This window comes from Ktedonobacter robiniae, assembly GCF_016587375.1.
Lineage (GTDB): Bacteria > Chloroflexota > Ktedonobacteria > Ktedonobacterales > Ktedonobacteraceae > Ktedonobacter > Ktedonobacter robiniae.
This window is the reverse complement of record NZ_BNJG01000004.1, coordinates 173,814-197,210: the sequence shown is the minus strand read 5'-3', so window position 1 is coordinate 197,210 and position 23,397 is coordinate 173,814. Positions and strand designations below refer to the sequence as shown.

Sequence of the window (23,397 nt, the reverse complement as noted above, 5' to 3'; positions counted from 1 at the left end):
AACAGTGAACGATCCAGCGAAGCAACTTGCACAGCTTTCGCCTGCGAAGCGAGCGTTATTGCAAAAGCTTTTGCAGCAGCAGATCGCGCAAAAAACGGGAGAACAGACTACCACTCTCCGTCGTCGCACGCAGCAGCAAGACCTGCCCCTCTCATCGAATCAGCAGCGGCTATGGTTTCTCGACCAGTTTGAGGAAGGCAGCGCCGCGTACAATATAGCCGCCGCGAACAAGGTGAGCGGCCTGCTCGTCATGCCCGCATTAGCGCGGAGCCTGCGCGCCATTATGCAGCGCCACGAGATATTGCGCACCGCCTTTCGTCTTCAGAATGAGCAGCCGGTCCAGCGAATCCAGGTAGCGGTAGCGTTCCACATGCCTGTCGTGGATCTGTCCGCGCTCACGTCTGAATGGCAACAGAGCGAGATCGCGCGTCTGGCTCAGCACGAGGCGCAATGCCCATTTGACCTGATGCACGCGCCACTGTTTCGCGTGACCGTGCTGCGTCTCCGCCCGACCGAGCACGTACTGTTTACAACCTTTCATCACAGCGTCTTTGATGGCTGGTCGACAGGTATTTTTATTCGCGAGCTAAGCACACTGTATACGGCGTATGTCCAGGGGCAGACAGCCTCGCTTCCGGAATTGCCGCTCCAATATGCTGATTACGCGCTCTGGCAACAAGAGTGGCTACAGGGAGCGGAACAGGAACACGTCTACGCGTATTGGGCCAAGCAATTAGAGGGGGAAACCGCGCTTCAACTGCCGACGGATCACCTGCGCCCGGCTGTGCCCACGTATCGCGGCGCGCAAAAGACGTTTGGAATTTCGAGCGCCCTCACCAGTGGAATACGAGCGCTAAGTCATGATGAGGGCGTGACGCTCTTTATGGCACTGCTCGCGCTCTTCCAGGTCTTGCTGTCGCGCTACACCGGACAGACCGATATCGCGGTTGGCACGACCATTGCCAACCGCACGCGCTCGGAGTTTGAAGAGGTGATCGGCTTCTTCGCCAATACCCTAGTTTTGCGCGCCGACCTTGGTGCGAACCCTACCTTTCGCCAGGTGTTGGGGCGGATACGCAGCGTTGCCATGGATGCTTTCGCGCACGAAGCTCTGCCCTTTGAGGTCCTGGTGGCTCGTCTGCGTCCAGAACGTCATTTGAGTCGTTCGCCGCTCGTGCAGGTGATGTTCAACCTGTTTAACGCGCCGACCAGCAAGCCCCGGCTGGCCGATATCACGCTAACCCCTGTGCCTTTCGCCAGTCGAACGGCCAAGTTTGATTTGACCCTGGACATTACTGAGGTTGGTCAGGAGTTGCGGGCTAGCCTGGAATACAGCCTGGACCTGTTTGAGAGCAGCACAATTGAGTGGATGGCATCGGCGTTTATCAGCTTGTTAGAGCAGGCCATCGCGCATCCAGAGAAAGCAATCAGTGAACTGGAGCTGTTGCGTGAGCAGCAGCGCCACATCCTCATTCACCATTGGAACGCGACCCAAAACGTCATCGCCCCGGCGCGCGACAGCCTGCCTCAACTCTTTGAGGCCCAGGTTGAACGCACGCCTGACGCCGTGGCCGTCGTATTTGAAGATCACGTCCTGACCTATAGTGTGCTCAACCGTCTGGCGAATCAACTGGCCCATCGCTTGCTAATGTTAGGCGTGCAGCCAGGCACGAAGATTGGTTTCTGCCTGGAGCGCTCGCTGGAACTTGTCTTTGGTGTGCTGGGCATTTTGAAGGCCGGAGGAACCTATGTGCCACTTGATCCAGCTTACCCGGCGGAACGACTGATATTTATGCTGGAAGGCGCGCATATCGCGTATCTGCTCACCCAGCGGCATCTATATCACAGCGAGTGGCGGCATATACCACATGCCATCGCGCTCGATAGTGAACGCGTCGCGCTCTCTCGCGAGCCGAGCACCAATCCTCCACTCAGGGGCGGCCTGGAGCAAGCAGTATATGTTATATTTACCTCTGGTTCTACCGGACAACCAAAGGGAGCGGCAGTCTATCAGCGGGGCTTTGCGAATCTCTTGAACTGGTATACCTCAGAATTTCACATGACCGGACAGGATCGCGTGCTGTTAGTAACCTCGCTGAGCTTTGACCTGACCCAGAAAAACATTTTTGCCCCCTTGCTTACTGGTGGCGCTTTGCACTTATTAGCAACCCGCTATCACGATGTCCTGTTGCTGCGGCAAAGCATCCAGGAGCGAGCCATTACCCTGCTGAATTGTACACCCTCGATGTTCTATCCTTTTATCGATGGTGGCGAATTTGCAGGGCTAACCACCTTACGGCATGTTTTTCTCGGAGGGGAGCCGATTGCGGTTGCCAGGTTGCAGGCGTGGCTCGCGCATGAAAGCTGTCACGCGCAGGTTGTGAATACCTATGGACCAACGGAGTGCTCTGATGTCGTCGCGTACTATCGCATCAGTCAGCTGGAGCGTTTTCAAGATACCCCTGTGCCTATCGGGCGGCCCATCGCGCATACGCAGCTATTTGTGTTGGACGAGCGCCGGCAACTGGTTCCGCTCTCGGTGCCGGGCGAACTGTATATCGCGGGTGAGTGCCTTGGGGCGGGATACATCAATGACACGAGCTTAACGGCAGAGCGTTTTCTACCCCATCCTTTCGCGGACGGCCCTGGTGGCAGGCTGTATAAGACTGGCGATCTGGCGCGCTATCGGGCTGATGGTTGCATCGAGTATATCGGGCGTACAGACTATCAAGTGAAGATCCGTGGATTTCGCATTGAGTTGAGCGAGATTGAAGCGGTGCTCACGCAACATCCCGATGTCAGCGAATGCGTGGTGCTGACGTGGGAGCGCAGGCCAGACGATAAACGCCTGGTGGCTTACATCGTCGGCGGTCGAAATGGCGTGCTACGCAAAAATGAGCTACGTCAATATGTGCGCTCGCGCCTGCCGGAGTATATGGTGCCCACATCGTTTGTGATCCTGGAAACCTTGCCCCTGACGCCTGGAGGAAAGGTCAATCGCAGAGCGCTACCAGTCCCCCAGGAAGATGAACAGGTGCAAGCGTCGCAGAGCCTGCCCCGAACCCCCATAGAAGAGGTGATCGCAGGGATTTTCCGCGAAGTCTTAAACCGGGAACAGGTGAGCACCCAACAAAACTTCTTTGACTTGGGCGGGCATTCTTTGCTGGCGACGCGTGTAATCGCTCGTGTGCGGGCACAGGTACGCGTAGATATGCCGCTTCGCGTGCTGTTTGAAGCGCCAACGGTTGCCGAGTTCGCGCAGAGCGTCGAACAACGCCTGCGCAAACAACAGCATAGCGCCGCTGTGCCCACGATTGTCGCGGTACGGCGCGACCAGCAGCTTCCCCTCTCGTTCGCGCAACAGCGCATGTGGTTTCTGTCCCAATTGAGCGCGAATGCCAGCGTGTATGCCCTCCCAGTGAACGTGACTTTGCGGGGAGAGCTACGGATGGAGCTTCTAGAGCGGTGTATCCAGCGAATTGTCCAACGCCACGAATGTTTGCGCACGACCTTCCCGCTCGAACATCCTGTACAAATCATCCATGCGAGAATGGATGTGGGCCTGACCATGATCGATGTGTCAAGGTTGGAGGAGGCGGAAAGGCTCCGGAGAACGCAGAGTATGATTATGGCCTCCATGGCCCAGCCATTTGACGTGCAGCATGGCCCACTGCTCAGGGTCGGTGTAACGCGCCTCGCGCAGGATGAGCACATCTTCTCGGTCGTGTTTCATCATATTGTCTTTGATGGCTGGTCGGTTGGCGTCTTCTTGCAAGAACTCGTTTCCCTGTATAACGCCTTCATCCAGGAGAAGCCAGACCCCTTCCCATCCCTTCCTATCCAGTATGTCGACTTTGCCGTCTGGCAACGCAATGAATTGCAGGGTTCGATCCTGGCTGACCTTATAGCGTACTGGACGCAACAATTAAGAGGAGCAAGTGCCATTCTATTGCCCGCTGTACGATCAGAGTCGGAACCAGCGAGCAATCGAGGCGCGGCCTACCTCTTCTCGATCCCCTCACAGGTGACCGAAGCATTGAAAGTGTTTAGCCGTCGCCAGCAAGTCACCCTCTTTATGACGCTTTTAACCGCGTTTCAGGTATTTCTCTATCGTGTCACGGGGCAACAGGATGTTGTCATCGGCACGGATATCGCCAACCGCATGCATGAAGAAACAGAAAAGCTGATCGGCTTCTTTGTCAATTTGCTAGTCTTGCGTATGCAGTTTGATGCGGGCGAGCTATTCCAGGACGCGTTACAGCGAGCCAGCGGCATGGTATTGGAGGCATACGCCCACCAGGATTTGCCGTTTGAGAAGATCATTGAAGTGCTGCAATTAGAACGAAAAGGCCACCAGACCCCGCTCGTGAATGTGTTGTTTGTCTGGCAGAACACGCCTGAACCGTCGCTAGAATTTCACGGAATCGAAGCAAAACCGCTAGAGAATGAGGTCCAGGCCGCGAAATTTGACCTGGCCGTGTTTATGGCTGAGCGTGAGGAGGAGTTGGTGGGATTCGTGAACTACCGTACAGATCTCTTCAACGCCAGCAAGATAGAGCACCTGATGAACCAGTTTTTGCTGATTGTGCAACAGATTATCACAGTGCCTGATAGCCCACTTGGGATGCTTGACATCGAGACCCAGGCGGAGAAGGAGCAGCGTGCGCAAGCGGAGGCTCAACAACAGGAAAGCCAACGCCGCAAACTAAAAGGGGCGAGACGTAGCGTTATTACGTTTCCAACCACGAACATTTCCGAGAGCATTTGACATCTCCGATTATAGTGGAGTGCCGATGTATTGAGGTGTGGGCCGGTCCTGCCGTGTGGTGCGACCCTTTACCAGTAGCGCTTGTAATGATTGTAACTGATCGCAAATGACCGTAATTAATCGCAAATATTCCTGTAACTCCCTGGAGGGTTCCCTTCACAGAGTGTGCTCGTTGACCATGACGTACCATTACCCAAATGAGCAACGCAATGGAGAAGGGATCCCAGGGAGTTGCATTATATTATTCTCTTTCCCGTAAGGCACTGCATCGACATTTTTTCGTAATGGATAAAGGAGGCGTAAAGCCATGACAGAGGGTTTGAAGGATGAGTATGACATTGTAATTTGCGGCGCAGGACTCGCAGGGTTGACATTAGCGCGGCAAATCACGAGGGAGATTCCAGAGGCTTCGTTACTATTAATCGAGGGAACAGGCGATAAGAGTCGTACCGGAGCGATTCAAGTTGGTGAATCAACTATCGAAATTTCCGCAAACTACTTGACGAATGTTTTAGGACTTAGCGAGTACTTTGAAGCGACCCATTATCACAAATGGGGGCTACGTTTCTTCTTTGGGAGCGGCACCACTCCCATTGAGGAGCGACCAGAATTAGGGACGTCTCATGCCTCGCCAAAGAATTCGTTTCAGTTAGATCGAGCGATGCTAGAGACCGACTTGAAGCGTTTCAACGCAGACCTGGGCGTGCAGATGTTAGCGGAGAGCAAAGTCGAAGAGATACATCTCGCGCAGAAGGATGGATTACATGAAATTGTCGTCGTCGAAAAGCCAACGAAGCAGCGTCATGTGTTCAAGTGCCGCTGGGTTATCGATGCTATGGGGCGCAGGCGCTATTTGCAGAAGAAGCTCGGTGTAGCCGAGCCTGCAAACCCTCATCATAGCTCCTCGTGGTTCCGTCTCCCTGGGCGCATCGATATCTGCGACCTTGTGCCACGAACAAGGACCGACTGGCATAAGAGTGTCCCCGATAATAACCGTTACTATTCGACCAATCACCTGATGGATAACGGTCGTTGGGTGTGGTTAATTCCCCTGGCATCGAGAACGACCAGTGTTGGTATCGTCACCCATGAAGAGCATTATCCCTTTGAGGAATATAATACCTATGAGAAAGCCATGCAGTGGCTTCAAAAGTATGAACCTCTACTGTGGAATTACATTCATACGCTCCAGCCCATAGATTTTCAGTGCTTGCGTCACTATAGCTATAGCTCGAAACAAGTGTACTCGACTGATCGCTGGGCCTGTACCGGAGACGCGGGCGTGTTCTCAGACCCTTTCCTCTCACCAGGAATTGACCAGGCGGGTTTTGGGAATACGATCATTACCAACATGATTAAGCTGGATCGCGCAGGCGCGTTAACTGAACAATTAGTGGAACACTTCAACGAGTCCTTTTTAAGTTTCCACAATGTAACTTCATGGATTACCCAGCCTGCCTACAACTTCTTCGGCAATGGTGTCGTCATGGGCGTCAAGCTCATGTGGGACTTTGCGCGTGGCTTTTCGTTGAATGCGTCCAATCGCTTTAATCAGACCTACCTGGATTTGGAGAGGAGTCAGGCATTACAGCCGATGCTATCGCGTCTATTCAATTTGACCGTGCGTATGGAGAAGCTGTTTAAAGCCTGGGCTGACCATTCAAGTAAACGCTACACATATACCTTTGTCGATTATTTTGCTATTCCTGGTATCCTGGACCTCTATATGCAGAACTTTCAAACGGGGAAGTCGCTAGAAGAACTGGTCGCGGATCACCAGGTGACACTGGCATACATGGAGGAATTGGTACAGATTATCTTCTTGATCGCCCTCGCTGACACCATGCCAGAGACGCTCAAGGATATGCCCTCGCCCCTCTGGCTGAATGCCTGGGGAGTAGGGCTGGATCCCAAACGCTGGCAGCGCGACAAACTGTTTGCCCCTGCCTCCAGTCCGCGCCATCTACATATAGTGGATATCGCTCAGCGTTTCGGCGTTACCGACATCGAGGAGCTCCTGACCTCTTCCAGGGTAGCGATATCGTGACCGAAACACTCAAAGGAAAATACCTTCCAGGTGTACGGGAGGTAGAGGAAAAGATGCCCCTTTAGTTGGTAAAAATACCACAGAAGAGGATTGCGCAGGCTTTCGCTTTGACGGTACAATCTCTGATGAGTGTACGGCAAAACGAAAGCCTGCTGTTTTGTGTGCTGTTATTGCTCATCCTCGCCGTTCTAAGGGATGCAAAAGAGTTCGATGTGATCTGTAGCGTATGCTCCGGCGAGAACAAAGCCAAATAGGCCGTACTCCAACGCCATCGTAGAGAGTTGGAGTAACGGAGTTTGCCATTTACGACCGTATTATCCTCTCTTCACATCTTTCCTGCTCTTCCTCATTATCCACTTTTGCGTTCATTACTATAAATCCCCAGGATCCCTTGCCGCCGCGTGGGTTGTTGGGGGCAGGGGTGTGTATCGAGGGGCCGACTTCATGGGTGAAACAGCCCACGGTCTCCAATTTGACCAGACATGTTGATCAGGCATAGTCCATCCGGCTTCTGCTGTAGATGATGCAGGGAGTCTGATGTTTTACTGGCGTTTCCGCACGCCCATCAGGTAAAAAGGGGGTAGAACAACAGATGCAAGCAGTGGAATTAAAGGGTTCTCGTCTCTCCTCACAGCAGCTTCGTCTGTGGTCACTACAGAAGGAAAGTACTGTTTCCCGCGCGTTTTGTACTGTCCGTGTAGATGGGCGTTTCGATAGAAATATATTATTTGATGAATTGCAACGCGTTATTATGCGACACGAGATTTTGCATACACTTTTCTATCAACTTCCTACCATGGACGTTCCAATTCAGGTTGTCGCGAGTCCATCCACCTGGTCTTATCATGTGCTCAGTCTCGAAGATGTTGAAGCTAGCGCACAGTGGAACGAGATTGATAGACTTGTGGCTAGCTGGCGCGAGGAGCCTTTGGACCTGAAAGAGGGGCCTCTGCTCCATGTCAGGTTGGTGGCCCTCTCCGCGAGTACGCATGTACTGTATGTCTGCCTGCCGACGCTTTGCGCTGATGCATCGACACTGCGCATCTTTATTGGTGAGGTATGTGGCTCGCTGCGCTTTGATGAAGCCGATGCCGACGAACCATTGCAGTACGCGGACGTGTCAGCCTGGCAGGATGAGATGCTGCTTGAAGAGGAGGCTGCCGGGCTTCGCGCGTACTGGCAGGCCATCGACGTTCGCGCCGTAGCCACAATCCCCGTGCCGCTGACGCCACAGCGTGATGGGCACACCTGGCAACTTAGCCCACAATTCACCCCCGCTAGTGAACAGGTGGCGCTCACGGATGAGCAGATAGCCTCGCTACGTGCTTGCGCCGAGCAATATGGCGTCTCATTGGAAAGTATGCTGCTCGCTTGCTGGAATACATTGCTATGGCGTGTCCAGGACGATGCCTCTTTCCTCATCGGTGTGGCCTGTGATGGGCGTATTTATGATGATTTGCACTTATCACCTGGATTATATACCCGTACAGTGCCCTTCCCGTCGCAGATTGAGAACGATCTTCCTTTTGATCACCTGTTGCGTATGGTCGAGAAAGCCCTGCAAGAGGCCGTAAAACAGCAGGCCTATTTTACCTGGGAGGATGTGGAAGGCGCGAATAAGGAGGAAGTCTTCTTCCCGCTTAGCTTTGAGTATGCGTCCTGGCCCGCGTCCCGTATGCAGAACGACGGCCTCGTCTCATTGCATCAACTGCATTGTTGGACTGAACCTTTTGTGTTGAAACTGCATATAATCGATTGTGGACAACGCCTACAGCTAGAATTACAGTATGACGCGCAACAGATACAGGATGCGACTGCCGGGCAACTGGCGAGCATGTTGCGCGAGGTGATCATGCAGGTGAGCAGTCAGCCCTCCCGCTCGCTGGCTCAGGTGTCGCTCCTGACTCCTGAACAGCAGCGAGCGCAGATCGAGCAGTGGCGTGGTCAGCGGCAGGCCCTCCCCGCCCTGAGCGTGCATCAGCTTTTCGAGCGCCACGCCGCCGCGCAGCCAACCAAGCCCGCTCTCCGCACCGCGACCCACCTGCTGAGCTATGAGGAGCTGAACCGGCAGGCGAACCAGTGGGCGTGCTACCTGCGCGAGCAGGGCGTGGGCCCAGCGTCCTGGTGGGCGTGTGCCTGGAACGCGGCGCGGAGATGATCGTGGCCGTGCTGGCGATTCTCAAAGCGGGGGGGCGTATGTGCCCCTGGATGCGCGCAGTCCCCAGGCTCGCCTGGCTTCTCAGCTTGAGGCGTGCGGCGCGCCTGTGCTCCTGACCCAGGAGGCCATCTGTGACCAGCTTCCTCAGCTTCCCACCACCTCGGTGCTGGTCCTGGAACGGGTGCAGCCCGCCTTGCAGGACTATGGACACGAGAACCTGCAGAGCGTCACCCGGCCAGAGGACCTGGCCTATGTGCTCTACACCTCTGGCTCGACGGGGCAGCCCAAGGGGGTGTGCCTTACCCAACGCAATCTGCTGAACTATGTGCTGGCCATGGGCGACTGGTTGGGAGGACAGGTGGGATGGAGCTATGCCACCGTCTCGACGCTGGCCGCTGATCTAGGCAATACGGCGATTTACGGTGCGCTGTGCTGGGGTGGCTGCCTGCACGTGCTGGGGTACGAAACGATCACCTCCGCGGAGGAGATGGCCCGTTGGTGTGCCCAGACGCCCATTGATGTGCTCAAGATCGTGCCCTCCCATCTCTCAGCCCTCTTGAGAGCCAGCGACGAGCCAGCTTCCGTGCTGCCGCGTGAGGCCCTGATCCTGGGAGGAGAAGCGGTTAGCGCCTCGCTATTGGAGCGACTGCGCGCGAGTGGCGCGGGTTGCCGGATCTACAACCATTATGGGCCGACCGAGAGCACCATCGGGGTACTGGTCGAGCCGCTGGGGCGAGGGCAGGCGTGGGACGAAGCGATGAGGCGTACCGCCAGCGTGCCGCTGGGACGACCCCTGAGCAATGTCGAGTTTCTGGTGCTGGACCGCCACCAGCAGGTGGTGGGTCCGGGCATGCAGGGAGAGTTGTACCTGGCGGGTGCGGGCCTGGCGCGGGGCTATCTGGGGCGAGGAGAGCAGACGGCAGAGCGCTTTGTGCCTCATCCCTTCAGCCAGGAGCCAGGGGAACGGCTCTACCGGACGGGGGACGTGGTGCGGGTGGGAGAGGGAGGCGCGATCCACTTTGTGGGCAGAGGCGATGGGCAGGTGAAGGTGAGGGGGTACCGGGTGGAACTGGGCGAGATCGAGGCGGTGCTGCGCGCGCATCCAGGGGTATGGGAAGCCGTCGTCCAGGTGTGGCGGGAGGATGGGAAAGAGGAGGAGGTAGTGGGGTATGTGGTGAGGAGGAAGCCGCAGATGGTGAGCCGAGCGCAGTTGCGGGAGCAGGTGAGCCAGCACCTGCCGGAGTACATGGTGCCGCAGCGCTGGGTGTACCTGGAGCAGGTGCCATTAACGGACAACGGGAAACTGGATCGCAGGCGGTTGCCGGGACCAGAGGAGGAGGGAGAGGAGCGCGAGGGAGGTGTCGTGGTGCGCCCGCGCAACGCGCTGGAAGAGGTGATCGCGGACTGCTGGCGCGAGGTGCTGGGGGGAGAAGAACTGAGCGTGCATGAGAACTTCTTTCACCTGGGAGGGCATTCGCTGCTGGCGACGCAGGTGATGTCGAGGTTGCGGGCGGTGGTGCAGGTGGAGTTGCCGATAACGAGCCTGTTTGAAGCGCCGACGGTAGCGGGGTTAGCGCGGGAGGTAGAGAAGCGGCTGAGGGGAGAGCAGGGGGGAGAGATGCCAGTATTGGAAGCGAAGAAGCGCCCGGAGCGGCTACCGCTCTCGTTCGCCCAGCGGCGGCTCTGGTTCCTCGACCAGCTAGAGCCCGGCGGCACCGCCTATCTGTTGCCACGCGCACTGGCGCTGCGAGGTCCCCTGAATGGTGGCGCGCTTGATCGAAGTATCCAGGCGCTGATCCAGCGCCATGAAGTACTACGCACCACCTTCCGGGAATACGAGGAACAGCCCATTCAGATTATCCACTCCTCAGACGTATTTCGCATACCCTTTGTGGACTTGAGCGGTCTGAAGAACGAGGAGCAAGAGCGCTGGTTGCAACGTCTCATCGTTCAGGAGGCTCAGCAGCCTCTCGATCTCGTTCAGGGGCCTCTGTTGCGTGTGCACCTGGTGAAGCAAGCACCTGATACACATGTTCTGTTGCTGACCATGCATCATATCATGACGGATGGCTGGTCGAATGCTATTTTTGTGCGCGAGTTGAGCACGTTGTATCGAGCATTTGCCGCTGGTAAACCCACTCCACTGGCTCCACTACCCATTCAATATGCGGACTTCGCGCTCTGGCAGCAACAGTGGCTTCAAGGCGAAGTGTTTGACGCGCAGGTCGATTACTGGATCCAGCAATTGAGGGATGTGCCCCCGCTGGAGCTACCTACCGATCACGCCCGCCCGCCTGTACAGACGTTTCATGGCGCACTTGCATTCGCAATGCTCCCGGCATCATTGCATGAGGAACTGAAAGCGCTCAGCCAGCGCGAGGGCGTGACCCTCTTTATGCTACTGCTGGCGTCCTTTCAGGTGCTGCTGGCGCGCTATAGCAGGCAGACAGATATCGCGGTGGGAACACCAATCGCGAATAGAACGAATCAGCAGCTTGAAGACCTCATTGGTTTCTTTGTCAACACGCTGGTAATGCGCGCTGATCTCTCTGGTAATCCGACTTTTCATGATCTGCTGGGGCGAGTACGCGGGATGGCCCTAAATGCCTATGCGCATCAGAATGTACCATTTGAGAAGATTGTAGAAATGGTGCAACCTGAGCGCGACTTGAGCCGCCCGCCTCTTTTTCAGATCATGTTTATTCTACAGAACGGGCCGACTCCCAGTGGAGAGCTTGGTAATGTTCGCTTCGACCTTCTGCCAGCCGCGATTGAGACGGCGAAATTTGACCTTACGCTAGAAATCCAGTCCGCGGCGGAAGGGCTGCATTGTCGAGTTGAATACAACACCGATCTCTTTGAGCAAGCAACCATACAGCGCTTGTTAGCCCATTGGCAGACACTGTTGACAGGCATCGTGGCCCAACCCACGCAGCCCATTGCAGACTTACCCCTGTTAACCGTGCAGGAGCAGCAACAAGCGCTTTACACATGGAATGAGAAGACGCGGCCATTCGCGCACGAGGTCGCGGTCCACCAGCTTATTGAGCAACAGGTGGCGCGAACGCCTGACGCGGTCGCGCTCTGCTGCGATGATGAAGCGTTGACCTACGAGCGGCTGAATCACTGGGCGAACGCGCTGGCTTCTACGCTTATGGCACGTGGAGTGGGGCCTGATGTCCCTGTCGCCGTGCTTATGGAGCGCTCTATTCCCTTTGTCGTCGCGATGCTTGCCGTTTTTAAGGCGAATGGCGTCTATCTGCCATTAGATCCTCTACAACCTGCCGCACGCTTACGGCAGATCATGCAGCAGTGCCAGGGCGCTGTCGTGTTGACCAGCACGACGTTTCAATCCCTGTTAGACGAGTTGTTTGACGACGCGTACAAACAGATTATGCCCGAAATACTGACTATTGAAAACATTGCGGCATCCTCGCCTGAGCCAATCGCGAATATCATCTCGCGCCACCAGCCCAACCACCTGGCCTACATCATTTATACATCAGGTTCAACGGGGCTACCAAAGGGTGTGATGGTCGAGCACCAGGGCATGCTCAATCACCTTCTGGCGAAGATGGCGGATGTTAGCCTCACGGCAACGGATACTATCGCGCAAAATGGGCCACAAGGATTTGACATCTCGCTGTGGCAGAGTCTGGCGGCGTTGACTCTAGGTGGAAAAGTAGAGGTATTCCGCAATGAGGTCGCGTTTGATGCGGCCCGACTTCTACAACAGATCGAAGAGCGAGCAGTTTCGATTTTACAGGTTGTGCCATCGATGATTCGCGGAATGCTGAGTGAGCGCGACGGGGGAGCGTCAGAGCACTTAACTTTTAGCGCATTGCGCTGGCTTATCCCGACGGGTGACGCGCTCCCCAATGAATTGTGCAACCGCTGGTTCGAGCTATATCCAGCGATTCCTTTGCTCAACACCTATGGCTCCACGGAATGTTCCGACGATCAGTGTCATTTCACCATTACTGGGCCAATGCGCGCGGAACAGGAGCGCCCAATTGTTCCCATCGGCTTCCCCATTCCGAATATGCAGGTCTATGTCCTCGATCAAGCGATGCACGTCGCTCCTGTGGGAGTAATCGGAGAGCTTTACGTGGGCGGTATCGGTGTAGGGCGAGGGTATCTTGCCGATCCGGTACGCACAGCGCAGGCGTTTGTGCCCAATCCATTTGGCTCCCATGCTGGCGAGCGTCTCTATAAGACAGGTGATCTCGTTCGTTATTTGACGGATGGCAATATCGAGTTTCTGGGTAGGCGCGACAACCTGGTGAAACTGCGCGGGTATCGCATCGAGCTTGGCGATATTGAGGCGGTACTCGCGCAAAACGCTAAAGTACATGATAGCGTAGTTATCGTGCGACAGAATAGCAAGGTGTCACAGGATAGCAAAACGCTTATCGCGTATGTGGTCGCAAAAGAGAATGCCGAGCTTTCCCGAAGCGAATTGGAGCAGCATGTACGCGGCAAGCTACCGGAGTATATGCTTCCCTCCTCTATGGTCTTTCTGGATGAGTTGCCGCTCAATGCCAACGGCAAGATTGACCGTCAGGCCCTGCCAGAGCCTGAGATGCGGGACGAGCAGACTGGTCGGGAACATATCGCGGCCAGGACGCCCATTGAAGAGGTGGTCGCCGTGATCTGGTCCGAGGTGCTGGCTGTACGCCCGGTGAGCATTGAGGCGAACTTCTTCTCCCTTGGCGGGCACTCATTGCTGGCGACAAGAGTCGTCGCCCGTTTACGGAGCGCGTTCGCGATTGACCTTCCATTGCGGAGCTTATTCGAAGCACCCACCATCGCTGGCCTGGCGCGGAGAATCGAGTGTGAGTTGCACGGTGGGCAGCGTGTGGAAATCCCCCCATACAGCCAATGTCACGCGAGCAAGAAATACCGCTCTCGTTCGCGCAGCGGCGGCTCTGGTTCTTGCAACAGCTTCAGCCAGAGAGCACAGCGTATATGATGCCCAATGTGCGGCGTTTGCATGGGCCACTTCAGATACAGGCCTTCGAGCAAAGCTGGCGGGCGCTAATACAGCGGCACGAGAGTCTGCGCACGACCTTCCAGGTATGGAAAGATCAACCCATTCAGATTATTCATCCTCCCAGACCGTTCCCCCTTTCGCTCGTTGACCTGTCGATATTGCTGGAAGATGAGCAGGAAGCGCAGATACAGAAGCTGGCCCAGGAGGAGGCGGAGCGGCCATGCGATTTAAGTCAGGGGCCGCTCCTGCGTGTCGCGCTGGTGCGCCTGGAACCGCAGGAACACATATTGTTTATTACCATGCATCATATCATTTCCGACGCTCTGTCAACCCAAGTATTAGTGCAAGAGTTCTCCACCTTTTATAGCTCTCTGACAAGCAACCTTGCGCCCACGCTCTCACCGTTACCCGTTCAATACGCAGATTACGCGCTCTGGCAGCACAAGTGGCTGCGTGATGCCGTGCTAGAGGAACAGCTTACCTATTGGCGGCGGCAACTGGCGAACGTGCCGACGCTGGATCTGCCAGTTGACTATCCCTATCCACCACGGCAGACGTTTAATGGGGCATATCAGGCGATAGCGCTCAGGCCAGCGCTTCGCGAAGAGCTAGTGAGTTTGAGCCAGCGCGAAGGGGTAACGCTCTTTATGACCCTGCTGGCCGCCTTTCAGGTTTTATTGATGCGTTACACAGGCCAAACTGATTTTGGCGTTGGCACGCCGATTGCGAATCGTAGCCGTGTTGAACTGGAAGGCTTGATTGGCTTCTTTGTGAATACCTTAGTAATGCGTGCAGACCTAGCCGACAATCCTCCATTTACGCAACTCGTATCGCGTGTACGTGAAGCCGCGCTGGGAGCATACGCGCACCAGGATATTCCATTTGAGTTCTTAGTAGAGGAATTGCAGCCGCAGCGTGATTTGAGCCATCCGCCCCTCTTCCAGGTCATGTTCGGCGTGCAACAGGCCGTGGATGATACCAGAAAACTTGATAAGCTCACTGTGAGCGACCTGGATATCACGCGCCGAACTGCCAAGTTCGCGCTCTCCCTTATTATTAACGAAACGCCCGACGCGATGTACGCGGGCGTGGAATACAATACGGACCTGTTCGCGGGAGAGACGATGCAGCGCCTGCTCCAGCAGTGGCAGACGCTACTGGAAGCCATCGTCGAAGCTCCACAGACGCGGGTGGGCGCGTTCCCCTTGCTCTCAGCGGAAGAGCGCAAGCAGGTGCTCTGCACCTGGAACGCAACCCAGCAGCCATGGACGCGAGATGCCAGCCTGGGCGTGCTCGTGCAGGAGCAGGCGCTGCGGACCCCTGATGCCCTGGCCCTGGTCAGCGAGGAGGGATCGCTGAGCTACGGCGCGCTTGAACGGCTGGCGCAACGGATGGCACATGCTCTGCGTGCCCACGGCATCGGGGCGCAAACGCCAGTTTTGCTGCACAGCGAGCGCTCGCTGCTGGGAGCGATAGGTCTGCTGGCGATCTGGAACGTGGGTGGCGTGCTCGTCCCTGTCGATATCTCGGTGCCTCAGGAGCGCCTGGCCTGGATGGCTCAGGAGACGCAGGCTCCCCTGCTCCTGTGCAGTCGGGCCTACCAGGAGCCAGCGCAAGCCCTGGGCATCCCTAGTCTCTGCCTCTCCGACGACTGGTGGCAGGGGGCCGCAGGGGAGAACGACGTAGTGGAGGGAGCATCCGACCTACACGAGGGGGCCTACATCCTCTACACCTCTGGCTCGACGGGGCGTCCCAAGGGCGTGCTGGTCTCGCATGCGGCCATCGTCAACCGGCTGCTGTGGGGCGCGCAGGCGCTCGCGCTCGGGGAACGCGATCGGCTGGGGCAGGTGGCCTCCTGGGGCTTCGATATCGCGCTGTGGGAACTGCTGGCCCCCTGGCTGGTGGGAGGAACCACCGTGCTGCTCTCCTCGGCGCAGGTCAAAGATCCGGCGCGCTTGCGTCAGGGGGTCCGTCAGGAAGCGCTCACGGTGCTGCACCTGGTGCCCTCGCTGCTGCACCTCTTCATCGAGCACGCGGAGGGCTGGCAAGGGGGCGATCTGCGAGCGGTGCAGACGGGAGGAGAAGCGGTGCCAGCGGACCTGGTACGAGCGGTCCTGGCGCGAGGTGGGGTGCTGCTGCATCAATACTACGGCCCGACGGAGAGTGCGATCAGCGTGACGTGCTGGGAGGGCAGCGAGCCCAAGGATGGCGAGCGGGTGAGCCTGGGGCGCGGCATTGCCAATACGCGGCTCTACGTGCTGGACGCATGGGGCGAGCCAGTGGGAATAGGTGTCCCCGGAGAGATCTACATCGGCGGGCGAGGGCTGGCCTGGGGATATGTGGGACGAGCGCAGCAGACGGCAGAGCGCTTTGTGCCCGATCCCTTTAGCCAGGAGCCAGGGGCGAGGCTCTATCGCACGGGAGATCTGGGACGCTACCAGGCCAACGGCGAGCTGGTGTTTGTCGGGCGCGCAGATAGCCAGGTGAAGATCCGGGGCTATCGTATCGAGCCGGGAGAGATTGAACAGGTGTTGCGCGAGGAGCCGGGAGTGCGTGAAGCGGTCGTCCTGGCGCGACGAGAGGGAGAGGAGGACGAACTGCGGTTGGTAGCCTATGTGGTGGGCGACGAAGGGGAAGGCGAGAGGCTACAAGAGCAGGGACTACGTGAGGCGTTGGGGCGTAAGGTGCCAGCGTACATGGTGCCTGGGCGCATGTACGTACTGGATGGGCTCCCATTGACGACCAATGGCAAGCTAGACCGAAAGGCGCTGTTAGCGTACAAAGAGCGGAGCGGGGAAGAAGCGGTTGACGAGCAGGAGGAAGAGAGGCGCACGCCCGTGGAGGAACTGCTGTGCGGGATCTGGCAAGAGGTGCTGGGAGGCGAGCGCGTGGGCGTGGAGGACGACTTCTTCGCGAGTGGGGGGCACTCGTTGCTGGCGACGAGGCTGGTAGCGAGGATGCGGGTGCTCTTCGGGATAGAATTGCAGGTCACGGATATCTTTGACGCTCCCACGGTAGCTGAGCAAGCGCAGTTGATCGAGGAGGCGTTGCGTGGAAGTGACGCGCCCCCGATGCCAGCGCTGACGGCGCAACTGCGAGAGGGCGACATTCCCCTCTCCTTCGCCCAGCAGCGCCTCTGGTTCCTTGAGCAACTGGACCCGGAGAATACTGCCTATCTTATTACAGGGGCATACCAGTTAGCTGGCAGCTTAAATAGTACGATTTTCGATGCGAGCGTCAGTACGCTATTACAGCGTCACGAGGCGTTGCGAACCGTAATCCTTTCGCACGATGGTAAACCGCGCCAGCATATTCAGTGGTCCGACGAGAGCTTCCATGTACCAATAATCGATTTGAGTGGACTGGCGGTGAGCGAACGCGAAGTTGTGGCCCGGCAGCTCGCCACAGCGGAGGCCCACCAGCCCTGTAATCTAGAGCGAGGGCCTTTGCTGCGCATTACCCTGCTCAAACTGGCCGAACAACGACATATCCTGTTGCTTACCGCGCACCATATTATCTCTGATGCCTGGTCGATGCAGATTCTCTTGAGGGAAATAAGTGTATTGTATAGATCTGGCGTAACAAAGGAGCAGGAGAATCCGCTGCCCGTGCTCCCCGTACAGTACGCCGACTACGCGCGTTGGCAGCGGGCGTGGCTTCAGGAGGACGTGCTTGAAGGGCAACTGAGTTACTGGCGACAACAGCTAGAGCAAGTCCCCACGCTGGACCTGCCAACCGACCGGGTACGCCCTATGGCGCAAAGCTATCGTGGAGCACGCGAGCGAGTCCAGATGCCGTTAGAGGTCTATGAAGGGCTGAAGGTCTTGAGCCAGCGGGAAGGAGTAACGCTCTTCATGACGCTGCTGGCAGGGTTCCAGGTCGTGTTGCAGCGCTACACGGGACAGAGCGACGTGAGCGTGGGCACACCCATCGCCAATCGTTCACGAGCGGAACTGGAAGGGCTGATTGGCCTCTTCCTCAATACGCTGGTGCTGCGCACGGATCTCTCAGGGAACCCCAGCTTCGTGGAGTTGTTGCGGCGCGTGCGAGAAGTGGCACTGGGAGCCTACGCGCACCAGGACGTGCCCTTCGAGCAACTGGTCGAAGAATTGCAGCCGCAGCGTGACCTGAGCCGCTCCCCGCTCTTCCAGGTTATGTTCGGAGTGGTACAACTGGCTGAAGACGCGGAGCAATTGCCCAACCTGGCGATCCGTAAGTTTGACACAGAGCGAGCCACTACACAGTTTGATCTGACGCTCACCGTCGTTGTGCAGAGACAACATGTGTGGTGCGATGTCGAGTACAGCACGGACCTGTTCGAGGCAGCGACCATCCAGCGCCTGCTCGCGCACTGGCAGATGGTGTTGCAGAGTATCGTCCAGCAGCCCCAGAGCCGTCTGAGCGCCCTGCCGATGCTGCCGGAGGCCGAGGCTGAACTGCTGCTGCGCACCTGGAATCAGACGCGGCGCGATCTGCCCGCCTCCGCCTTCATTCATACCCTTATCCAGCGGCAAGCCCACCTCGTTCCCCAAGCCATCGCTGTGCGTACGCAGCAGGAGGCATGGAGCTATGAACGGCTCAACGCGCAGGCCAATCGGCTGGCCTGGCATCTGCGCGCCCGTGGCGTAGGGTCAGAAGCGCGGGTCGGCCTGCTCGTCCCGCGGAGCGCCTCGCTCCTGGTAGCGATGCTGGGCGTCCTTAAAGCGGGCGGCGCGTACGTGCCCCTGGATCCCAGCTATCCCAGCGAGCGTATCCGCCTGGTCGCGCAGGACGCGGGTCTTAGCTTGATCCTGAGCACATCGGACCTGCAAGCGATCTGGAGCGGTCAGGGAGAGGCGCTCGCCGCGCCCTTGCAGAGCATCTCGGCGCTGCTGGCAGAAGCCGCGCCACCTGAGGCCGAGCAGGACCAGGACGTGTTCGCCTCCCCGGAGCAGGCGGCGTATATGATCTACACCTCTGGCTCGACGGGACGGCCCAAGGGCGTCGTCATCAGCCATGCCAACGTCGTCAACTTCTTCCACGCGATGGACGAGGTGGTGGAGGTATCTTCGGAGAGTGTCTGGCTGGCGGTGACCAGTAGCTCTTTTGACATCTCGGTGCTCGAACTGCTCTGGACGCTGAGCCGGGGGATCGAGGTGCGTTTGGCTTCCTCCTCGACCGACGCCCAGGAGATGGTCGCGCAGGTGGGCACGGGAGAGATCACGCACCTGCAAGGCACGCCCTCGCTGGCACGCCTGCTGCTCGAGCAGCCGCGAGGAGCGCAAGGACTGGCCCAGGTCCAGCATCTTCTGCTGGGAGGCGAGGCCTTGCCGGAGACGCTGGTGGAGCAGGTGCAGGCGGTGAGCGCGGCGCGGATCTACAACATGTATGGGCCGACGGAGACGACAATCTGGTCGAGTTGCGAGGCGCTCAGCCCAGGAGGCGCGATCACGCTGGGGCGTCCCCTCGCCAACACACGCTTGTATGTGCTGGATGCCGCCGGGGGCGTGGTCCCGCTGGGAGGCGTGGGCGAACTCTGCATTGGTGGGCTGGGCGTGGGGCGAGGGTACTGGCAGCGAGGAGCGCAGACGGCGGAGTGCTTTGTGCCCGATGCCTATAGCGGGGAGCCTGGAGCGCGGCTCTATCGCACGGGAGACCTGGCGCGCTACCGCAGCGATGGGCACCTGGAGTATCTGGGGAGGAGAGATCAGCAGGTGAAGCTGCGGGGGCATCGCATCGAGTTGGAGGAGATCAGCCGGGAGAGCGAGCGGTACGCGGGGGTCGGGCAGGCGGTGGCGGTGGTGAGGCAGGTGGCGGGAGCCGAGGCACGCCTGGCGCTCTACGTGGTGGCGCGAGGAGAAGGGGACGTGCGACGGGAGGCGTTACGGGAATGGTTGAGGCAGCGCTTGCCGGAACCGATGGTGCCAGGGCAGATCGAGATCCTGCAAGCCCTGCCGCTCACGCCCAATGGCAAGATCGACCGCAAGCGGCTGCCGGAGCCGCAGTGGGAGGGGGAGCATGGCGAGGTGGAAGAGGCGAGGACGCCGCTGGAAGAGATGCTAGCAGGAATCTGGATGGAGTTGCTGGGCAGGAAGCGTGTGGGGAAGAGGGAGAACTTCTTCGAGCTAGGGGGGCACTCGCTCTTAGCGACGCGGCTGCTGGCGAGAGTGCAAGCAGTGTTAGGCGTAGAAGTGGCGTTGCGAACGGTGTTTGAGGGACCCACCATCGAGCAGGTGGCGTCCACGCTAGAGCGGCTCCAGCGCAGTGGGCAGGGGGCAGGAAGTCTTCCGGCTCTTGAGCCGATGGAGCGCCCAGAGCGGCTACCGCTCTCCTTCGCCCAGCAGCGTCTCTGGTTCCTCCATCAACTGGACGCGGAAAACACGGCGTATCTGCTGCCGAGTGCACGCCGATTGCGCGGTAATATCGATATTCGTGTGCTTGAACAAAGCATACAAGCGCTTGTGGAGCGGCACGAAAGCCTGCGCACGACCTTCCATTTTCACGAGAGTCAACCCGTGCAGGTGATCCATTCCTTCCAGCCCGTTCACTTGCCAGTCATCGATTTAAGCTCATTAGATGAGGCCACACGTGAGCAGGAAGCCAGAACACTGGCTGAACAGGAAGCCCTCTGTCCCTGCGATCTTGGAAAGGGTCCATTGCTGCGCGTTAGTGTGCTACGCCTGCAAAGAGAAGATCACATTCTGCTCGTGACGATGCATCATATCATCTCTGATGCCTGGTCCATGGAGGTCCTGGTTCAAGAGTTGACGGGCTTATATCGGGCCTTGAGAGATAGACAGTCAGTCGCATTGCCTGCATTGGCAATTCAATACGCTGATTATGCACTCTGGCAGCGACAATGGTTGCAGGGAACAGCATTAGAAGAGCAGCTAGCCTACTGGCGTACACAATTAGCGGATGTACCCCATCTTGAGTTCTTGACAGATTACCCTCGCCCTCCACGGATGAGTTTTAATGGGGCCGTGCAGTCCGCGCGTTTGCCGCTGCCATTGCAGGAAGCATTGGTGGCGCTAGGTCAGCGGGAAGGCGTGACGCTCTTTATGCTCTTGCTAGCCTCATGGCAAATCTTATTGATGCGTTATACGGGGCAGACTGATTTCGGGATTGGCACAGCCATCGCTAACCGTACACGCACCGAGCTGGAAAGGCTGATTGGTTTTTTTGTCAATACGCTGGTATTACGTACGGACCTGTCGGATGACCCCACCTTCACTGAGCTTCTGGGGCGCGTCCGCAATGTCACGCTTGGCGCATACGCTCACCGTGATATCCCCTTTGAGCAGCTAGTGGAAGAGTTGCAACCACAAAGGGACTTGAGCCGCTCGCCTCTCTTCCAGGTCGCCTTTACATTCCAGCAAATCGGGGAAATGGTGGAGCAACTGGATGGCGTTGCGGTCAGTGGCTTTGCTGTCGAGCATACAACGACGAAATTCGATCTTACGTTGAATGTGGTAGTAGAGTCGACGAGTTTTGCGCTGGGCGTGGAATACAATACGGACCTGTTCGCAGAGGAGACGATGCAGCGCCTGCTCCACAGTGGCAGACGCTACTGGAAGCCATCGTCGAAGCTCCACAGACGCGGGTGGGCGCGTTCCCCTTGCTCTCAGCGGAAGAGCGCAAGCAGGTGCTCTGCACCTGGAACGCAACCCAGCAGCCATGGACGCGAGATGCCAGCCTGGGCTGCTCGTGCAGGAGCAGGCGCAGCGCACTCCTGATGCCCTGGCCCTGGTCAGCGAGGAGGGATCGCTGAGCTACGGCGCGCTTGAACGGCTGGCGCAACGGATGGCACATGCTCTGCGTGCCCACGGCATCGGGGCGCAAACGCCAGTTTTGCTGCACAGCGAGCGCTCGCTGCTGGGAGCGATAGGTCTGCTGGCGATCTGGAACGTGGGTGGCGTGCTCGTCCCTGTCGATATCTCGGTGCCTCAGGAGCGCCTGGCCTGGATGGCTCAGGAGACGCAGGCTCCCCTGCTCCTGTGCAGTCGGGCCTACCAGGAGCCAGCGCAAGCCCTGGGCATCCCTAGTCTCTGCCTCTCTGACAACTGGTGGCAGGGGGCCGCAGGGGAGAACGACGTAGTGGAGGGAGCATCCGACCTACACGAGGGGGCCTACATCCTCTACACCTCTGGCTCGACGGGGCGTCCCAAGGGCGTGCTGGTCTCGCATGCGGCCATCGTCAACCGGCTGCTGTGGGGCGCGCAGGCGCTCGCGCTCGGGGAACGCGATCGGCTGGGGCAGGTGGCCTCCTGGGGCTTCGATATCGCGCTGTGGGAACTGCTGGCCCCCTGGCTGGTGGGAGGAACCACCGTGCTGCTCTCCTCGGCGCAGGTCAAAGATCCGGCGCGCTTGCGTCAAGGGGTCCGTCAGGAAGCGCTCACGGTGCTGCACCTGGTGCCCTCGCTGCTGCACCTCTTCATCGAGCACGCGGAGGGCTGGCAAGGGGGCGATCTGCGAGCGGTGCAGACGGGAGGAGAAGCGGTGCCAGCGGACCTGGTACGAGCGGTCCTGGCGCGAGGTGGGGTGCTGCTGCATCAATACTACGGCCCGACGGAGAGTGCGATCAGCGTGACGTGCTGGGAGGGCAGCGAGCCCAAGGATGGCGAGCGGGTGAGCCTGGGGCGCGGCATTGCCAATACGCGGCTCTACGTGCTGGACGCATGGGGCGAGCCAGTGGGAATAGGTGTCCCCGGAGAGATCTACATCGGCGGGCGAGGGCTGGCCTGGGGATATGTGGGACGAGCGCAGCAGACGGCAGAGCGCTTTGTGCCCGATCCCTTTAGCCAGGAGCCAGGGGCGAGGCTCTATCGCACGGGAGATCTGGGACGCTACCAGGCCAACGGCGAGCTGGTGTTTGTCGGGCGCGCAGATAGCCAGGTGAAGATCCGGGGCTATCGTATCGAGCCGGGAGAGATTGAACAGGTGTTGCGCGAGGAGCCGGGAGTGCGTGAAGCGGTCGTCCTGGCGCGACGAGAGGGAGAGGAGGACGAACTGCGGTTGGTAGCCTATGTGGTGGGCGACGAAGGGGAAGGCGAGAGGCTACAAGAGCAGGGACTACGTGAGGCGTTGGGGCGTAAGGTGCCAGCGTACATGGTGCCTGGGCGCATGTACGTACTGGATGGGCTCCCATTGACGACCAATGGCAAGCTAGACCGAAAGGCGCTGTTAGCGTACAAAGAGCGGAGCGGGGAAGAAGCGGTTGACGAGCAGGAGGAAGAGAGGCGCACGCCCGTGGAGGAACTGCTGTGCGGGATCTGGCAAGAGGTGCTGGGAGGCGAGCGCGTGGGCGTGGAGGACGACTTCTTCGCGAGTGGGGGGCACTCGTTGCTGGCGACGAGGCTGGTAGCGAGGATGCGGGTGCTCTTCGGGATAGAATTGCAGGTCACGGATACCTTTGACGCTCCCACGGTAGCGAGCAAGCGCAGTTGATCGAG

At 58.3% G+C, this 23,397-nt stretch carries 6 protein-coding genes and 2 pseudogenes; all 8 read left to right on the top strand.

Going from position 1 to position 23,397, the window contains the following annotated elements; all coding sequences use genetic code 11:
• Positions 1 to 4: 4 nt before the first annotated feature.
• The 8 genes and pseudogenes from JMJ04_RS41645 to JMJ04_RS41620 all read left to right on the top strand — a co-directional run bounded on the left by JMJ04_RS41645 (position 5) and on the right by JMJ04_RS41620 (position 23,392).
• A complete protein-coding gene (locus tag JMJ04_RS41645; RefSeq protein WP_201376299.1) occupies positions 5 to 4,768 on the top strand; it encodes a non-ribosomal peptide synthetase in 4,764 nt (1,587 codons plus the stop codon).
• A gap of 307 nt (positions 4,769 to 5,075) precedes the next feature.
• A complete protein-coding gene (locus JMJ04_RS41640; RefSeq protein WP_201376298.1) occupies positions 5,076 to 6,815 on the top strand; it encodes an NAD(P)/FAD-dependent oxidoreductase in 1,740 nt (579 codons plus the stop codon).
• 592 nt (positions 6,816 to 7,407) lie between these two features.
• Positions 7,408 to 8,973 carry a condensation domain-containing protein gene (locus JMJ04_RS41635; RefSeq protein WP_201376297.1) on the top strand — a complete coding sequence of 522 codons (1,566 nt, stop codon included), beginning with the start codon at positions 7,408 to 7,410 and terminating at the stop codon, positions 8,971 to 8,973.
• Positions 8,948 to 11,941, top strand: a pseudogene (locus JMJ04_RS49540) (amino acid adenylation domain-containing protein); the annotation flags it as partial. The gene JMJ04_RS41635 and the pseudogene JMJ04_RS49540, both read left to right, overlap by 26 nt.
• Positions 11,936 to 13,513: pseudogene (locus tag JMJ04_RS49535) on the top strand (non-ribosomal peptide synthetase); the annotation flags it as partial. The pseudogenes JMJ04_RS49540 and JMJ04_RS49535, both read left to right, overlap by 6 nt.
• Before the next feature lie 42 nt (positions 13,514 to 13,555).
• Positions 13,556 to 13,945, top strand: a complete 390-nt coding sequence (locus tag JMJ04_RS49530) for a phosphopantetheine-binding protein (RefSeq protein WP_476630032.1) — start codon at positions 13,556 to 13,558, stop codon at positions 13,943 to 13,945.
• Positions 13,855 to 21,681 carry a non-ribosomal peptide synthetase gene (locus tag JMJ04_RS41625; RefSeq protein ID WP_201376295.1) on the top strand — a complete coding sequence of 2,609 codons (7,827 nt, stop codon included), beginning with the start codon at positions 13,855 to 13,857 and terminating at the stop codon, positions 21,679 to 21,681. Before JMJ04_RS49530 ends, JMJ04_RS41625 begins: the two co-directional genes overlap by 91 nt.
• Positions 21,623 to 23,392: a non-ribosomal peptide synthetase gene (locus JMJ04_RS41620; protein WP_201376294.1), complete on the top strand. Its 1,770-nt coding sequence runs from the start codon at positions 21,623 to 21,625 to the stop codon at positions 23,390 to 23,392. The genes JMJ04_RS41625 and JMJ04_RS41620 overlap by 59 nt, the downstream gene beginning before the upstream one ends.
• Positions 23,393 to 23,397 lie beyond the last annotated feature (5 nt).

Coding starts and splice junctions, on each gene's coding strand:
- JMJ04_RS41640 (WP_201376298.1), top strand. CDS start 5,076: ATGACAGAGGGTTTGAAGGATGAGTATGACATTGTAATTTGCGGCGCA.
- JMJ04_RS41635 (WP_201376297.1), top strand. CDS start 7,408: ATGCAAGCAGTGGAATTAAAGGGTTCTCGTCTCTCCTCACAGCAGCTT.
- JMJ04_RS49530 (WP_476630032.1), top strand. CDS start 13,556: ATGCGGGACGAGCAGACTGGTCGGGAACATATCGCGGCCAGGACGCCC.
- JMJ04_RS41625 (WP_201376295.1), top strand. CDS start 13,855: ATGTCACGCGAGCAAGAAATACCGCTCTCGTTCGCGCAGCGGCGGCTC.
- JMJ04_RS41620 (WP_201376294.1), top strand. CDS start 21,623: ATGGACGCGAGATGCCAGCCTGGGCTGCTCGTGCAGGAGCAGGCGCAG.